Raw genomic sequence first — 15,231 nt, forward strand, 5'->3', positions numbered from 1 at the left:
GCATATAAAGCACCACCACCTATCGGTTACGGATCCATCGTGAGAAGCCGAACAAACGAAACACGCAACCCTGAAATCGCTCCCGACCAACCCTCCCGCATGGACGCGGGTCGTCGGATCGTCGCCGTCGATGAGGTGCCGGAGGACAGCACGCTGTTGGTCACACTTAGACCAAAAGACCCGAAGTCGGTCGACGAGGGCGAGGGGGACGTGGGCGTGGACGACGACGGGGACCCGGAGGCGGAGGCGATCCTCATCCGACTCGCCGACGGCGTCGCCGCCTTCCGCAACTACTGTCAACACTGGACCGACGTCCGGCTCGACCGCGACGAGGGGGCGTTCGTGCGCAACGGCGAGATCTTTTGTCAGAAACACGGCGCGACGTTCGAGGCCGACTCCGGCTACTGCAACTTCGGCCCGTGTGAGGGATCGACCCTGGAGGCCGTCGAGGTCGCCATCGAGGACGACGCGGTCTATCTGACCGACGAGGGATACGAGTTCCTCCGACTCGGCCCCGCAACGCGTGAGGCCGACGACGGCGGCTCACGCATCGATTTCACCGGAAGCTGATCGTCGCGGTCGAGCGGCGCGACGCGAGCCATACCGTCGACGTGATCCTTCGGGACGCTCCCCGCGTGTATCGGGGTACTTTTTACGAACACACCCGAACGAGAGGACGTGTTATCGGTCGAGCTGCACACGCACTCGGAGCTGTCCCACGACGGCCGTGATCCCGTCGAGTTGCTCTTAGAGCAGGCAAACGCGATCGGCCTCGACGCGCTCGCCGTCACGGATCACGACGAGATCGACGCCAGCATCGAGGCCGCGGAGCTGGCTCCCGACTACGGACTCGTCGGCATCGTCGGGATGGAGGTGACGTGTGCGGCCGGCCACATGCTGGCGTTCGGCATCGATGAACTCGTCCCGAGCGGGCGCAGCTTCGATGAGACCCTCGAGTTGATCCGCGAACAGGACGGGATCGCCGTGATTCCCCATCCGTTTCAGAAGGCGCGTCACGGCGTCGCAGCCCACATCACCGACGAGCAGCTGGCGAGCGCGGACGCCATCGAGGTCTACAACTCGCGGCTTTTTACCGGCCGCTCGAATCGACAGGCCGAGAAATTCGCGATGCGCAACGGCCTCCCGATGACCGCCGGCAGCGACGCACACATCTCGGAGATGGTCGGGCAAGCGGTCACGGAAGTCGGCGCGGACGACCGCTCGGCGGCGGCGATCCTCTCGGCCATCGCGGAGGGCCGAACGAGCGTCGTCGGGAAACGAACCCCCTGGACCGTCTCCGTTCGACAGTTCGCCGGCGGCGCGAAGCGACGGGCGTTTCGGGCGATCGATCGACTTCGATGAGCCCCTCGGACGGCGGCGAGACGGACGACCGCCTCTTCGGGGCGGACGCCGACCACGTTCGACGGGCGATCGCCGAACGCGACCCGCTCCCGGGGACCCAGGGGTTCGCCGGCCTCGTCACCGACGCACCGGTCAGGGGCGGCCCCGAACCGGCCCTTGTCAGGGACGTTCTCGGGCGACAGCCACTTTTTATCGACCGGGAGCGGACCGACGGAACCGAAACCGAGGGGCTGCCGAGATGGAGCGTCGACCCGACCGATCTCGCCGACCCGGAGCCGCTCCCGCCGGGGAGCCTCTACACCCAGGAGGGTCCGGAGCGCTGGTGGTCGCTGCCGACGCCGGAGCCGGCGACGCCGGCGGCGGCACAGGAGGCGGTGAACGAGGCGCTCGGGGCGGTCCGGTCGGATCTCAGGTCGACGGAGGCCGACGACGTCGCGGTCGCCTTTTCGGGGGGAGTCGATTCCGGCGTCGTCGCCGCGGGACTCCCGGATGCGCCCTGTTACGTCGTCGGCTTCGAGGGGTGTCACGACATCGCCGCCGCACGGGAGGCGGCGGACGCGATGGACCGCGACCTTCGTGTCGTCGAGATCACCCATGACGACCTCCGATGGGCGATCCCGGCGGTGGCGACGGCGACGGGGCGGCGAAACGCGATGGACCTCAACATCGCCGTGCCGCTCTTTCTCGTCGCGGAGGCGGCCGCCACGGACGGGTTCGATCGGCTCGCGGTCGGACAGGGTGCCGACGAACTGTTCGGCGGCTACAGCAAGGTCGTCGAGCCGGCGTCGGACCATCGCGTCGCGGCCGACACCGTGCGGGGCGCGCGCGATGAGACCGTCGCCACCCTGCCCGCACAGCTCGAACGCGACGTGGTGACGCTGCGCGCCGCCGGCGTCGAGCCCGTCGCGCCGCTGCTCGATGACCGCCTGATCGCCGCCGCACTCGAACTTCCCGGGGAGCTGCTCGCGACGGCCGAGGAACGAAAGATCGCCCTCCGGCGTGCCGCCATCGAGGACGTTCCGCCGTCGGTGGCGACCGCGGATAAAAAAGCCGTCCAGTATGGGACGTACGTCTCCCGTGAGATCGATCGACTCGCGCGCCAAAACGGATTTAAACGGCGGATGGACGATCACGTGGGGCAGTACGTGGCGTCGCTAGCGGCATCCGAACGTGGACGCTCACCGTCGCTGACGGATGAGTGACGACGCTGACGGATGAGTGACGACGCTGACGGATGAGTGACGGCGACATCGGAACGAATGAGTCGGTTGACGGCCCGGGTGGACCGTCGACCGAGCCGCGTGTATGGAGTACCAGTCCTGCGGCCGACGCCCGCCCGTGCGGGCGTCTATCTACGGTACCATGGGAGCGTATAAAACGCGGGCTTTTGTGACAAATATAGCTCCGATCCGGGCGTAAAGAAATGACATCCGCATCGTTTTCGGATTCGAAGTGGACGTTTACAGAGTACATCAGCCGTTTCGAAGCCGAAAGCTGACGCTCGTCTTTCCCGACCGGGACGTGGGAGGTTCGGACGGCAGGTTCCGGCTTCCACCCCCTCTCACGCTTCGACTCGGAACACACACTGCACGTCTCCTCCACGGACGGATCACGCGGCCGCCGGTCACCGGACAAAATAGGGATCGCTACCGGCGATGAATCGGCCGAGGTCGCTCTCGCGGCGGAAGTCGGTCGCCTGGAGCGATTCGAGCGCCGTCACGAGCCGTTCGGCGTCGCCGTCGGCCCAATCGGCTGGGTCTTTGATCGGGAGGACCAGCCAGCCGGCGCCGAGCAGTTCCTCGGCGTGAAGCGCCTCCATGTCGAGTGTGGTTTTCCACGCACGTGCCGTGTAGGTTCGGAGGACGTGGTCGGTGGCGCGAGCACCGACGGGCAGGAGGACGTGTGCGGCGATCGCCCGCACCTCCGCGTCAAGGAAGCGCTCCATGTCGTCGTAGTCGGCCGCGGTGGGCTCGCCGTCCGTCGCACACATGTGAAGGTACGAGAGGAACGTCCGTCTGACGCCGAACGGTCCCTCCCCGTTGGTGAATTCCTCACCGGACGACAGCAGCCCCGCCTCCGCGAGCGCGTCGACGAACGCCGCCGACCACGGCATGCCCGTAAACGGGACCCCGGAGTCGATCCCGCCGTGAGCCCCCGGATGGTCGCCGATCACGTGAAAGTCCGCGTTGGCGTCACCGTAGCCCGGCACGTATCGATCGCAGTCGGGTTCCATCCCGAACGGGTTCCGCATCCGGTCGGTAACGTTGTACACGGAACACGATAGGGGATCGACACCTAATAGCCCGTTCGATCGACGACGGCCCGCTCAGAGCAGGAACCGCCAGTAGTACGGGCTGATGAATCCCTCGATGACCGCGGCGATCGCGATCAGGATCCCGACGCCCAAAAGCACCCAGAAGGCGTTCTCCATCGCGTCGGCGAACGCCTCCCGACCGGTCCGGCCGCGGAACGTCCGCCACGCGACGAGCCCGAGGTGAACGCCGAGCGCCCCGGAGATGATGATCGCGGGGATCTCGAAGATCCCGTGCGGGATCACGAACGCGATGAGCACCTCGAGGTTCTCCTCGAGCGCCGCGACCCCGGCCAGGACGAAGCCGTTGAACGCGACCGAGGAGATGGCCGGGATCACGAGCGCGACGCCGGCCATCGCCGTCGAGATGGCGACCGTCCAGTTGTTGCCGAAGAACTCCAGCGTCGCCGACGGCGGGAAGTGGCCCTCCAGACGCGCCTCGATGGACGTCGAGAAGACGTCGACGAACGGGGCCGCCGCGAGCCACCCGAGCACGCCGAAGCCGACCGCGATCGCGACGGTGAAGAGGTGAAGGCCGGGCGTCACCCGAACGAAAGCGGCCATCTCGCGCCAGCCGCGCCTGATCCCGCCGACGAACTGGTCACGGACTCTGGCCTCCGGTGGGTCGACCGGATCGACGGCACCCCGATGGTCGCCGTAAAGCACCGTCTTGAGCAGATCGAGCGCGGGGGCGACGACGACGGCGGCAGCCAGCGCGACCGCCGCGCCGCCGCCGACGAACGCGAGCGCGGAGGCGGCCGAGGACGCCCCGACGAGGACGCCGATGGCGACCACGAGGTAGGCGGCGGCGTCGATGGGGTTCGACCTGATGAAGCCGCCGGCACCGGTGAGCGACCCGGCGACGCCCGCGTCGTCGACGACAACGGCGGCCGGGGCGAACGCGAACAGGATCCGGATCGCCACCAACACGACGAACCCGATCAGGAAGACGCCGAGCGCGACCGCCGCGCCGACGAAGGGGTTGATCACGAAACCGACGCCGATAGCGAGCGTGCCGAGCAGGATCACCCCGATCCAGAGCGCGAACTCCGTGAGGTAGAGCCCGAGGAAGGTGAGCCAGTGGCGACGGACACCCACGATCCCCGCGGTCAGACCGCGCTCGGAGCGCAGCCGGGCGAAAACGGCCCGCATCTGTCCGGCGGAGATCGCCGCGTACGAGCCCGCAGCGATCAGGATCGATGCGCCAATCCCGAGCGCGAGCAACGCGATCGCAACCGGCGAGAGGAGTGGTTCGATCACGGGGAAGATTCCCTCCAGCCACGCCTCGAGTTCGGCCTCATCGAACGCGTCGGGATCGGGTTCCTCGCCGGCGAATTCACCCGGATCGCCGAGATCGGGTGGGGTCAGATCGGCCCCCTCGGCGGCCGCTTGGGCCTCGGCGAGCCGTCCCGAAACTTCGAGATGTACGTACACGGCCGCCAACGAGAGGAAGCCAGCGGTACGCGCGATGATCGGGATGGCGGTGCTGAGCAGGTAAAACGGGAGGAGATCGCCGGGTCGCCGGCGGAGGGTGGAGACGACCGCGGTGATCGCGGAGGACAGGTCCATACCTGTAGCTACCGGGAGAACGGGTTAAAAACCGGGGATCCGCTCACGTTCGCTCCCACGCCGAGCGATCGTCCGTCCCCGATCCGGCGTCGATGCCCACACCATCTTCCACGTCGGCGGCATCGAGCCGGTCGATGACCCGCCGAAGGAGGGCCCGGCCGGGCGCCCGGTCGCGAACTGGGGCGTCACCGAGATAGTCGATCAGGGCGTCCCGAAGCAGCGCCAGCTCCTCGGGAGCGAGCGAGCGCTTCCGTTCTATCCGTCCCAGCGGGCGGACGTGCGGTGGGTCGTCGTCGCCACCGTCGACCGCGGTCTGCCCGGCGGCCAACAGCGCGGCGTGGGCGACCCACGCCTCCTCGTGGCTAGCCGATGGGAGGGGATGGTCGTCGGTCGGTGGAGGGGTCATTCACGTGGGTCCACCAGAGGAGGGGTCATAAACCTATGTGTGTCGGTCGCACGCGTACGGCGCTCGCTCCGTGGATACGAGGGGGATAAAAAAAGCGGTCCCACGCTATCGTCCGGGGATGCCCGGGAGGTAACGGTGGTTACCCGAGGAGGTAGCGGGCGACGGGGAACCGCTCGACGAGCGGCTGGCCGCCGATCTCGATCTGCTCGATGTAGGCGTCAAGGCCGAGGATGCGCCCCGCACCGAACGCCGCGACCGTCGCGAAGACGACCGCGTAGATGAGCGTCGAGTCGAACGCGGCGAGCCAGTTGCCCTCTATTCCACCCATGTAGAACATGAGCATCTGGAGCGCACCACCGAAGGCGGCGAGCCGGACGAACACGCCCGCGATGAGCGCGAGGCCGATCAGCACCTGCGTCAACGGCACGAGCACGTTCGCCATCTCGACGAACCACGGGGTCGCCGCCATCGCCCCGTAGATCCCGCTCACCGGGCTCACCGGGTCCACGTTCGCGAGGTAGCCGCTGGCGTCGAACGCCTCTCCACTAATAAAGGCGTACTTGCCAAGGCCTGCAAACAGCATCATCCCGCCGATGACTGCCCGCAGCGCCACGATGAACAGCGCCGACAGCGAGTGCGCCTTGCCGAATAACTCTACTCCACCGAACTGCCCGCCAAATTCGTTCCGCGCTTGGGTTGACATCTGCGTTCTCCCTCTGATTGAACGGACGACCGGTGAGAGTATATAAACAATAGGCCGTTCTCCCTTCCGGAGAATCGGTAGCTCTCGGCCCGAATAGTTCAGACTTTTATATACTGGCCATCGAAATCAAACGATCGATCATCGACTATCTCGGCGGAGGGAGCGTGCTCGCCGCTTACAACACGAAGAACGCCGCGATCCCGATCGCACCGCCGCCAAAGATGAGATAGACCGCATCGACGCCGCGGGTAAACAGGACGAACGTCACAACTGCGAGGAGCACCGTGAGCGGATCGAGGATGCCGTCGACGATGAACGAACTCGTCTACAGCGACATTGAAGATATCCCCCCGGACGGCTTCAAGAATTATCTGGACAATGACGAGGTCACGATCTATCTTATTGTCGATGAGGGCGGCACGATTGGTTACGTCATTCTTCAGGAGGGTCACCATCCATCTCGTCGGCATTCAGACTTCTTCCGTATTGTTGATCTGTACATCGACGAAGACCGACGAGATCGTGGCTACGGGAAAACGGCCGGCGAACAGGTGAAAGAACTTGCCCGTGATCAGGGATATGATCACATCAAGGTCTCTTGTGAGTGGGAAAATGAAGATGCTCGACGGTTCTATCGGAATACAGGGTTCCGACCCAAGCAGGTAGAGTACGTGCAGTCGCTGTAGTGACCGATTCGCGCTCTGTATCTCGCACGATCCCCGAAACCTATCACCACTCGTAGATTTCAACAGAGCCTGAGTAGGCTACGGACAGCTCTCAACAAGTTGCCGTCTTGTCCAAATGATTTCAGTCGTATTAGTAATTTTCAACAATTCTGCCAGAAGGAACGAACACCCAAATGAATACAATCCCTAAGTAGAGTGCTCTATTGAAAATGGAAGACGGAAACGCGATCACGCCGTAATGAGTTTAGGAAAACGAGGTCGAGAAGACGGTAATGGGAGTCGCCTTGCTCGACCTCGTTGAGACAGCACTACGCGTAGCTAAACAAGCGTTGGGGAAGCGAGCGGGCAAGCCCGTCTCAGGCGGGCTTGCCCGCGAGGCGCATATTGTCGCGCACGTTATTCGCAAGGAAGAAGGCCACAGATACGTCGAACTCGTTGATCGGCTTAGCCTCATGCCGGATGTGTGCGATCGTCTTGGGATCAGCTCGGATGCTCCACCCGATCCAACCACGTTCTACCACTCGTTTGATCGATACGCGATGCATGTTTGGCGGGCGTTGCTGCGCGTTTCAGCGCAACAACACCCACAATCTGGTTACGCTGCACTCGACAGCACGTTCTTCGAGCGATCTAACGCGTCCCAGTACTACTGTCAGCGGAAAGGACAGCGGGTACAGACGGTTAAAGCGACGACATTGACCGATACAGAGTCGCTGGCGGTGCTGGACGTGCACTGCTGTATCGGGCGTGAGCATGATACGAAGGCTGGCCCGCGGGTCGTCCGCCGGAACGCGGACGACCTGCGGGCCGTCGCTGCCGATAACGGCTTCCAAGATTGGTACTCAGAATACGAGATCGCCGCATTAGATGTGGACTACCCCATTCAGTACCGTGGATCGACTCCGAAAGCAGCAGCAAACAACGCGCTGATCCGGGCAAAAGGCTACACACAGCGGTGGATGTCAGAAACATCCTACTCAACGGTCAAGCGAACGCAGGACTCCGCCCTGCGTTCGCAATTCTGGTACCGACAGTTCCGTGAGATCATCCTCTCATTCGCCCTCAACAACCTCAAGAAGCTCGCCAAAACACTATGATCCCGCTCCCGTACCGCATTTTCAATAGAGCAAAGTAGAGCACTCTCGTGTAATCGAGTTACGATAACCCGATCAAGACGATTTTAGATTGACAGGATACTACACGCTATCAGCGGATCTGATAGCAAGCTACCAACTTGTCGGCTATTTTGTAATCCACAAACCTGAATCATTCAAATTTTGAAGATAGTGGGTTACACTGGCGATCAGGGTAGATTGAAACATATCCCCGCTCTTGTTGCCGCTGTGATGACACCCAGTTATCAAGATGTAACATCCCTTGTTTCGTGAGTAACTACACCCCCGATTCCAAGTGTAAACCACAGCCCAACGGCTCAGTGTCATAACCGAGCTGTTTCGTTCTCTGCTCGCTTAACCGAAAACAGCGAACTCCGACGAGCCTGCTGCTCTACTCAGGGATTAAACGGTTCGTCCAGAAAAATGTCATCGAGGTCGACCGCTGTGTCGCGTTGCTCTGAGTCATCCGGATCGTAGTTGACCGGCCTTTTCGCGACGGCCTGACAGGCCTGATCCATCAGTTGTTCGTGCGCGATAACGGTCTCTGAGCCGTCGACAGGCCGCTGCTGGACGTAGCTTCCGGCGGCATCCATCACCCATCGTTTGCGGTTGTCAGTCATCAAGGTGTCTAGGACGTCGTCGAGTACATCCTGAAGGTCTGCACTTTCGACTGGGGTGACGGCCTCGATCCGACGGTCAAGGTTTCGAGTCATCCAGTCAGCCGAGCCGATATAGTACTCTGGATCGCCGTTATTGGAGAATTTAAAGATGCGGGAGTGTTCGAGAAATCGCCCGACGATGCTCTGGACGCGGATCGTCTCGCTCAATCCCTCAATGCCGGGCCGAAGCCGGCAGATGCCCCGAACAATGAGGTCAATCTCCACGCCTGCCTGCGAGGCGGCGTATAGTTCGGCGACGATCTCGGGGTCTTCGAGAGCGTTCATTTTGGCAACGATTGTGCCTTCGCCACCGTTGCGGGCATGGGTAGCCTCGCGTCGAATTAGCTCGGTGAGTTGTCCCCGAAGCGTTTCGGGGGCAACCAGCAGCTTCCGATAGGATTCGTGTCGAGAGTGGCCAGTAAACGTGTTGAACAGTCGTACGAGATCTTGGCCGATGTCACGGTCATCAGTGAACAGCCCCAGATCCTCGCAGCTTTTGGCGGTCTCTGAATGGTAGTTGCCGGTGGCGACGTGCGAGTAGAGTCGAACGCTGTCACTGTCGCTTTCCTCGCGGACGACAAGTGCGACCTTGCTGTGAGTTTTCAGGCCGATGGTGCCGTAGGTGACGTGAATTCCCTCCTCTTCGAGGCGTTTGACCCAACGGAGGTTGTTCTCCTCGTCGAAGCGGGCTTTGAGTTCGACCATCACGGCGACCTGCGTACCGTTTTTTGCGGCATCGATCAGCGACTGAATCACCTGCGAGTCGGGAGCAGTCCGGTAAATAGCAACCTTGAGTGCAAGCGTCTTGGGATCGTGAGCCGCCGCGTCGAGGACGGTCTGAACCGTCTCGGAAAACAAATGGTAGGGGTGATGCAGCAGGATGTCATCGCGAGCGATTTCAGCAAACAGCTCGTCGGGACTATCGCTGTCGTGGTCGACGAACCGTGGGTGTGGTTGTGGATTCCATGCTGGGAGTTTCAGCTCATCGTTGTCGAGTTCAAACAGTCAAAAATAGTCGTCCAACCCGAGCGGCTCGGGGAGTTCGAACAGTTCGCGTTCGCTGATTTCTAGTTGCTCAACCAGCATTGATCGGACCTCTTCGGGCATTGCCTCGTCGACCTCGACCCGGACAACCGTGGCAAACCGACGCTGCCTGAGCACGTCTTCGATCATCTCAATCAGTCCCTCAGCAACCTCCTCGTTGCGCCTGACCTCGGCGTTGCGCGTCACCCGGAACGTCGAGCAGTCCAGCACCTCGACGTTCGGAAACAGCAGGTTGACGTTGGCGGCGATCACGGCTTCAAGCCGGACGAACTTGTCCGCATCAGCGTGCTGAGATGGTTCGTCGATTGCACCGCGGGGCACTTCGCCGTCGACAATCGGAATGAGCCGTGGACGGTTCTCCGGTAGTTTGACCCGCGAGAACTTTTTTGTACCGTCGTCGACCGTCAGCACTGCTAGTGAGAGACTCAGATTGGAAATAAACGGGAACGGATGGGCTGGATCGAACGTCAGCGGCGTCAGCGTTGGCAGCACCGCGCGCTCGAAATACGCGCGCAGAGATGTCGTTTCGGCGTCCGACAGCTGGTCGTAGTCAGCGATTTTGATACCGTGGTCAGATAGGGAGGTGCGACCGCTTCGTGGTAACACCGGGATTGGGTATCAACAATCGACCGGGCAAAGTCGAGGGCTTGCTCCCACTGTTCGGTGGGTGTTCGACCGTCGACAGTAGGCTCAGTCATCTCGGCCGCGATTTGCTGTTTGAGGCCGCCGATCCGCTTCATGAAGAACTCGTCCATATTCTTCGTGAGGATAGCGAGAAACTTCAGCCGCTCAAGCGGTGGATTTTGGGTATCGAGTGCCTCGAACAGCACTCGCCACTGAAATGAGAGTTCACTGAACTCGCGGTTGAGGTAGGCAACAGGGTTCGACAGGTGGTCGGGCTGTTCATCGCTGTCAGCACACAGCTCTGGCCAACTGCTTGAGTTGGGGCAGTCGACTGTTTGGTCGTCGGTAATTGGTGGTGTTCGTGGCGGATGCTCGCCAGTCCACGTCGACGGCGGGTGTCGGTCCAAACGCATCGTAGCTGATCCGGTCATCGAGTCAGACGTTAGGGCGTCGGGACCACGCTCACTTTTGGGTCGAGAATTTTCTCCTCGCTCCGATCGATGGCTGTCTCGGCGGCTGGAACGGCCGTCAGCTCGCCGGTTCGCCAGTTGTAGGCCGTTAGCTCGCCACCGTACACACAGCCGGTGTCGAGACCAACAGCATGCTCACGGACGACCGGTTTCTCAAGCACCGTATGCCCGAAGAAGACACGCTCGGGACCGGCGTACTCCTCAAACCAGTACGGTGGGTCGTAGCTGCCGCCCGGGACCATCGACCGCGTATTCTGGAGGTCGTCGACCGTGTGGTCGGCCCGTGGTTTTCGTGGGTCGATACCGCCGTGGACGACCAGCGTGTTGGGTAGCGAGATCACGACTGGCAGCGAAGCGATCCATTCGAGATCGTCGTCGGTAAGTTCGTCGAGCTGCTTGTCGCCACGTAGCAGCTTTTCTTCGTTGTTGCCTCGGACGGTGAGCATGTTTGGAGCGTTCCGAACGCGGTCGACGACACCTTTGCTGTCAGGTCCCTTTCGCACGATGTCACCGACGAACACAACTAGGTCGTTGTCAGTGAGATCAAGCGTTGCACAGAGTTCGTCGAGTTCGGTTAGGCAGCCGTGGGGATCGCCTACAATATAGATCTGGTCCCAGTTTGCTACGTTGACGCGGCGGTGGTCAGCCTCGATTGCCTCGCTGAACGGAGTCATTCTCAAATTGAATTACTCATCGCCGGAATTAAACAGTTGATAAGAGTGCTCTTTATCACTATATATCCGTTTATAGTCATATATTCGCCGGTGGACTATCGCCAACAGTGACTACAGGCTGTAGTAAACTACCCCACCCTACTCCCTCGGCGCATACGCGCCTTGGTTCGTTGAGTGGGGTAGTTTCCTTATTGCTGAGAACTGATCAACGATTGCCTACCCAAGAACAGCTACTGTTTCCCACGAGGCGGATGTCACGCAATGTTCGTCACGATCGGGATCAGCTCCTCTAGGCTGTTGATCTCGACGGTCGGTTCGACGTTGAGTGTGACGTCGGCGTTGTGGTCACGGCGGATGAAAACGGAATCGAGTCCGGCGTTCTTGGCAGCGAGAATATCTGTCTCACGATCGCCTACGTAGTAGCCTTCCGACGTATCGAGTGCGTTGAGCGCCTCCTCAAGGTAATGGGGGTCGGGCTTCCGGCGACGGAACCCGTCGGGGCCGAGATCCCGCCCGCGGACGAAGCCGAACGCATCGAGCCGGAAGTGATCGACGACGAACGCGACGGTCGGGTCGTAGTTGTTGCTTACGAGCCCGATCGTCGTGTGATCGGACAGCCAGTCGAGCGCCTCAGCATCCGGACAGAGCGTGCGCGTCCCCGCGGCGATCCGTTCGATACTTCGTTTGGCGCTGCGGCGCTCCCGTGCGGTGTAGAACTCGGCTGGATCGACGCCGAGCGTCTCGCAGGCGCTCACGAATGTCTCGGTGTATTCGTACGTCTCCAGGGCGGGCCTGAGGTCGTCTCCGATCTCCATCCCGCGCTCCTGGAGTACGTCGTCGAGGGCGCGGCTGTGGACGATCGAATCCGTGCCGTGGCCCTCCAGTACCACGCCGTCCATGTCGAACAGAACAGGTATGTCGATGTGAGCGTTGCTGTCGACACGCTCGTTCGAGTTGTGTTTCTGGCCTTCCTGTCTTTCTGGTTCGCTTCCACCGTACTGTGGCCGGTTTACGCCTGTCATCGTATTTTCTTTCTGCTGTAGGCTGAAACGCCCTCGCTGACGAGTACTACCACTAGAATCGCGAGCAGGATGGTGAGTACTGCTTGCCAGTCGAAGGCGTTGATTCGGTTGTTCAGTTCAACGCCGATGCCACCTGCGCCAACGAGCCCGATCACTGTCGCCTCGCGTACGTTGATATCCCAGCGATAGACTGCAATCCCGACGAAGGCAGCTTTCACCTGTGGAACGATTCCGTAGATGAGTACATCGAGTGTGTTGCCTCCCGTCGCCTGGATCGCCTCGATTGGTGCGTGGTTGATTTCTTCTATCTCCTCTGCCAGAAGTTTGGCAATAAATCCAATCGATCGAAACGTGATAGCCAAGATACCCGCCAATACACCACCGCCGAACATTATCACGAATACCAGCGCCCAGATGAGCGAGTGTACCGAACGCGAGGCTGCAATTATCACTTTTCCGAGTGCGTAGGTCGACCGGTTCGGTGTCGTGTTCTCTGCACCGATGTACGCAACCGGTAGTGCCATAAGAATCGCAAAGAGCGTTCCCACCACTGCGATGTTTACGGTCGCTATCATCGGCTCGACGATAGTACTCGAGTAGGCCAAATCCGGCGGATACATCCGTTCTATCAGGTTACCCATGTTCTCTGGAGCGGTGCGAACGTACTCGTATCGGACCGCCAGTGCCTGGTAGGAAACTATCGTGAGAACAAGAGCACCGAGTAAGGCAAAAAAACGAATGAGTCGAGTTCGTCGGTCGTATCGCTCCCAGGTGGGATTCGTGTAGGCGTCACCGTCTGTGTCAATCGTCGCCATCATTGAACCCTCCGTCGTGCGTACGCGCTAAGCATCTCCCCGAGCACGACGAACGCGATGATGGTGAGGAGAATACCCATGCTGAAGTCGTACTCGTACGTGTCGAACGACGTGAGGAGTGCTGCACCGATGCCACCAGCACCGACCACGCCGAGAATCGTGCTCGCTCGAAGATTAATATCCCACCGATAGATAGTCAGACCGATAACGCGCGGTAGAACCTGTGGTAAGACGCCGTAGATGAGCACCTGCAGTGGACTCGCGCCCGTTGAGCGAATCGCTTCAAGTCGTGACTGGTCGATGTCTTCGAGATCCTCCGCGAGAAGCTTTGCGTAGAATCCAGGCGTGGCGAACACGAGTGCGATAACCCCCGCGAGTGCTCCGAACCCGAACCCGACGACCACGACGATTCCGATGATGAGTTCGTGGATTGCACGCGTAACCGAGATGATAGCCCGTCCAACGTAATACACCGGTCTAGGTGCGAGATTTTCCGCACCCATCACGGCGACCGGAATACTCACGAGAACGCCGGCGACTGTTGCGACGATAGACATCGCGAGTGTCTCTACCATCCCGTCATATATTCGCCAGAACCGGTCACTAGTTTCGATGCCACCGGCCGTAACCGTAATTCCGAAATCTGGTGGGAAGAACGCTCCGAGCAGAACGCCCGCCTGCCCGGCTCCGTAGATGAGTCGATCGAATGAAACGCGAGCTTCCCAGACGTTCCAGATGAGAAATAGAATCGTCACGAGATACACCCCCCATTTCACCGTGTGATTGTAGAACACCGTCGGTCGACTCCAGTCGGTCTCGTAGGCTTCAAGAGATCGTGCAGCTCCCATTACCGAACCTCCTTGGAAACCGACTCTTCGCTTTGGTGCTCTGGTTGGTTCCCGCCTCGTTCGGTGTTTCTGCGGGGAGATTGTCCGTTGTTGTGTTCTCCCAATTGATTCCCGTGTCGTCCCAGCTCCGCCAGTTCGGTGCGTTTCCGGTCCGTCCCTTCCTGGCCATTGCGGTAGATACGGTTCATCGCATCTTCGTCGAGTGCCGTTGGCGGTCCGTCGAACACCAACTGTCCATCGGAAAGGCCGATAATTCGGTCGGCGTACTCGCGTGCGAGTGGAACCTCGTGGATGTTGAACAGAACAGGAATTCCTTCGTCTCCTGCAATTTCGGTCAGTAAATCCATCACGGCATGTGATGTTTCGGGGTCGAGACTCGAAGTGGGCTCGTCTGCGAGGAGAATCTCGGGTCGTTGTAAGACGGCGCGAGCAATGCCGACTCGCTGTCGCTGTCCGCCCGAAAGTTCATCTGCCCTGTCATTTTCGTGTCCAGCGAGTCCGACACGGTCGAGAGTGGCGTAGGCTCGTTGAATGTCCTCTGCGGGGAATTTCCGCCGGAATGCCTGCCAGGTACTGACCGCTCCGAGTCGTCCCGAGAGTACGTTTTCCATGACCGTCAAGCGTTCGACGAGTGCATACTCTTGAAACACCATCCCGATATCCTGCCGTGCGGTCCGGAGTTCGTCTTTCGAAAGCGCGGTTATATCCGTGTCGTTCAGATGGATAGTCCCATCCGTTGGCTCTGTGAGCCGGTTTATACACCGAACGAGCGTACTCTTTCCGGCACCACTCGGTCCGATGATGGCGACCACTTCCTCGCTGCCAATGTCGAACGTAACGCTGTCGAGTGCGCGGTCGCCGCCGGGATAGGTTTTTCCGAGGTCTGTTATCGAGAGCATTGTCTGTCGATCGCTCTCAGTCGC

At 60.8% G+C, this 15,231-nt stretch carries 14 protein-coding genes and 1 pseudogene; 5 read left to right on the forward strand and 10 right to left on the reverse strand.

What is annotated here, in order from left to right:
- Positions 1 to 99 precede the first annotated feature (99 nt).
- From CHB65_RS01975 to CHB65_RS01985, 3 genes are all read left to right on the forward strand, one after another.
- The gene (locus tag CHB65_RS01975; protein ID WP_089383356.1) at positions 100 to 570 is read left to right on the forward strand and encodes a Rieske (2Fe-2S) protein; all 471 of its coding nucleotides are present in this window, start codon (positions 100 to 102) and stop codon (positions 568 to 570) included.
- 108 nt (positions 571 to 678) lie between these two features.
- Positions 679 to 1,362, forward strand: a complete 684-nt coding sequence (locus CHB65_RS01980; RefSeq protein WP_089383357.1) for a PHP domain-containing protein — start codon at positions 679 to 681, stop codon at positions 1,360 to 1,362.
- Positions 1,359 to 2,564, forward strand: a complete 1,206-nt coding sequence (locus CHB65_RS01985; RefSeq protein WP_089383358.1) for an asparagine synthase C-terminal domain-containing protein — start codon at positions 1,359 to 1,361, stop codon at positions 2,562 to 2,564. The genes CHB65_RS01980 and CHB65_RS01985 overlap by 4 nt, the downstream gene beginning before the upstream one ends.
- Before the next feature lie 422 nt (positions 2,565 to 2,986).
- Here CHB65_RS01985 and CHB65_RS01990 read toward each other — a convergent pair whose 3' ends face one another.
- The 4 genes from CHB65_RS01990 to CHB65_RS02005 form a co-directional block, all read right to left on the reverse strand.
- Positions 2,987 to 3,634: a uracil-DNA glycosylase family protein gene (locus CHB65_RS01990; RefSeq protein WP_089383359.1), complete on the reverse strand. Its 648-nt coding sequence runs from the start codon at positions 3,632 to 3,634 to the stop codon at positions 2,987 to 2,989.
- A gap of 54 nt (positions 3,635 to 3,688) precedes the next feature.
- Complete coding sequence (locus CHB65_RS01995) at positions 3,689 to 5,242, reverse strand: stage II sporulation protein M (protein ID WP_089383360.1); 1,554 nt, start codon at positions 5,240 to 5,242, stop codon at positions 3,689 to 3,691.
- A 43-nt stretch (positions 5,243 to 5,285) separates the two neighbouring features.
- Entirely contained in the window at positions 5,286 to 5,648 is a 363-nt protein-coding gene (locus CHB65_RS02000; RefSeq protein ID WP_245809887.1) for a DUF7853 family protein, read from the reverse strand.
- Between the two features lie 139 nt (positions 5,649 to 5,787).
- Entirely contained in the window at positions 5,788 to 6,351 is a 564-nt protein-coding gene (locus CHB65_RS02005; protein WP_089383361.1) for a DoxX family protein, read from the reverse strand.
- 311 nt (positions 6,352 to 6,662) lie between these two features.
- Between CHB65_RS02005 and CHB65_RS02010 the strand changes: the two genes are divergently transcribed.
- Complete coding sequence (locus CHB65_RS02010; protein ID WP_218818905.1) at positions 6,663 to 7,037, forward strand: GNAT family N-acetyltransferase; 375 nt, start codon at positions 6,663 to 6,665, stop codon at positions 7,035 to 7,037.
- Positions 7,038 to 7,309: 272 nt separating this feature from the next.
- Positions 7,310 to 8,134 carry a transposase gene (locus tag CHB65_RS02015; protein ID WP_089383363.1) on the forward strand — a complete coding sequence of 275 codons (825 nt, stop codon included), beginning with the start codon at positions 7,310 to 7,312 and terminating at the stop codon, positions 8,132 to 8,134.
- Between the two features lie 413 nt (positions 8,135 to 8,547).
- Here the strand turns inward: CHB65_RS02015 and ppk1 are convergent.
- The 6 genes and pseudogenes from ppk1 to phnC form a co-directional block, all read right to left on the reverse strand.
- A pseudogene (gene ppk1, locus CHB65_RS02020) lies at positions 8,548 to 10,892 on the reverse strand (polyphosphate kinase 1).
- A gap of 29 nt (positions 10,893 to 10,921) precedes the next feature.
- Positions 10,922 to 11,623 carry a metallophosphoesterase family protein gene (locus CHB65_RS02025; RefSeq protein WP_089383364.1) on the reverse strand — a complete coding sequence of 234 codons (702 nt, stop codon included), beginning with the start codon at positions 11,621 to 11,623 and terminating at the stop codon, positions 10,922 to 10,924.
- A gap of 254 nt (positions 11,624 to 11,877) precedes the next feature.
- Positions 11,878 to 12,522 carry an HAD family hydrolase gene (locus tag CHB65_RS02030; protein WP_394335402.1) on the reverse strand — a complete coding sequence of 215 codons (645 nt, stop codon included), beginning with the start codon at positions 12,520 to 12,522 and terminating at the stop codon, positions 11,878 to 11,880.
- Positions 12,523 to 12,641: 119 nt separating this feature from the next.
- Positions 12,642 to 13,460 (reverse strand): phosphonate ABC transporter, permease protein PhnE, encoded by an 819-nt coding sequence (gene phnE, locus CHB65_RS02035; protein WP_089383467.1) that lies wholly within the window; start codon positions 13,458 to 13,460, stop codon positions 12,642 to 12,644.
- Positions 13,460 to 14,308, reverse strand: a complete 849-nt coding sequence (gene phnE / locus CHB65_RS02040; protein WP_089383366.1) for a phosphonate ABC transporter, permease protein PhnE — start codon at positions 14,306 to 14,308, stop codon at positions 13,460 to 13,462. Before phnE (CHB65_RS02040) ends, phnE (CHB65_RS02035) begins: the two co-directional genes overlap by 1 nt.
- Positions 14,308 to 15,207 carry a phosphonate ABC transporter ATP-binding protein gene (phnC, locus tag CHB65_RS02045; protein WP_089383367.1) on the reverse strand — a complete coding sequence of 300 codons (900 nt, stop codon included), beginning with the start codon at positions 15,205 to 15,207 and terminating at the stop codon, positions 14,308 to 14,310. Before phnC ends, phnE (CHB65_RS02040) begins: the two co-directional genes overlap by 1 nt.
- Between the last annotated feature and the right edge of the window lie 24 nt (positions 15,208 to 15,231).

Origin of the sequence: Halorubrum vacuolatum (assembly GCF_900188065.1) — an archaeon.
Lineage (GTDB): Archaea > Halobacteriota > Halobacteria > Halobacteriales > Haloferacaceae > Halorubrum > Halorubrum vacuolatum.

Bases quoted from the DNA above. Each gene is read 5' to 3' on its own strand.
- CHB65_RS01975 (WP_089383356.1), top strand. From the start codon at position 100: ATGGACGCGGGTCGTCGGATCGTCGCCGTCGATGAGGTGCCGGAGGAC.
- CHB65_RS01985 (WP_089383358.1), top strand. From the start codon at position 1,359: ATGAGCCCCTCGGACGGCGGCGAGACGGACGACCGCCTCTTCGGGGCG.
- CHB65_RS01995 (WP_089383360.1), bottom strand. From the start codon at position 5,242: ATGGACCTGTCCTCCGCGATCACCGCGGTCGTCTCCACCCTCCGCCGG.
- CHB65_RS02000 (WP_245809887.1), bottom strand. From the start codon at position 5,648: ATGACCCCTCCACCGACCGACGACCATCCCCTCCCATCGGCTAGCCAC.
- CHB65_RS02005 (WP_089383361.1), bottom strand. From the start codon at position 6,351: ATGTCAACCCAAGCGCGGAACGAATTTGGCGGGCAGTTCGGTGGAGTA.
- CHB65_RS02010 (WP_218818905.1), top strand. From the start codon at position 6,663: ATGAACGAACTCGTCTACAGCGACATTGAAGATATCCCCCCGGACGGC.
- CHB65_RS02015 (WP_089383363.1), top strand. From the start codon at position 7,310: ATGGGAGTCGCCTTGCTCGACCTCGTTGAGACAGCACTACGCGTAGCT.
- CHB65_RS02025 (WP_089383364.1), bottom strand. From the start codon at position 11,623: ATGACTCCGTTCAGCGAGGCAATCGAGGCTGACCACCGCCGCGTCAAC.
- CHB65_RS02030 (WP_394335402.1), bottom strand. From the start codon at position 12,522: ATGGACGGCGTGGTACTGGAGGGCCACGGCACGGATTCGATCGTCCAC.
- phnE (WP_089383467.1), bottom strand. From the start codon at position 13,460: ATGGCGACGATTGACACAGACGGTGACGCCTACACGAATCCCACCTGG.
- phnE (WP_089383366.1), bottom strand. From the start codon at position 14,308: ATGGGAGCTGCACGATCTCTTGAAGCCTACGAGACCGACTGGAGTCGA.
- phnC (WP_089383367.1), bottom strand. From the start codon at position 15,207: ATGCTCTCGATAACAGACCTCGGAAAAACCTATCCCGGCGGCGACCGC.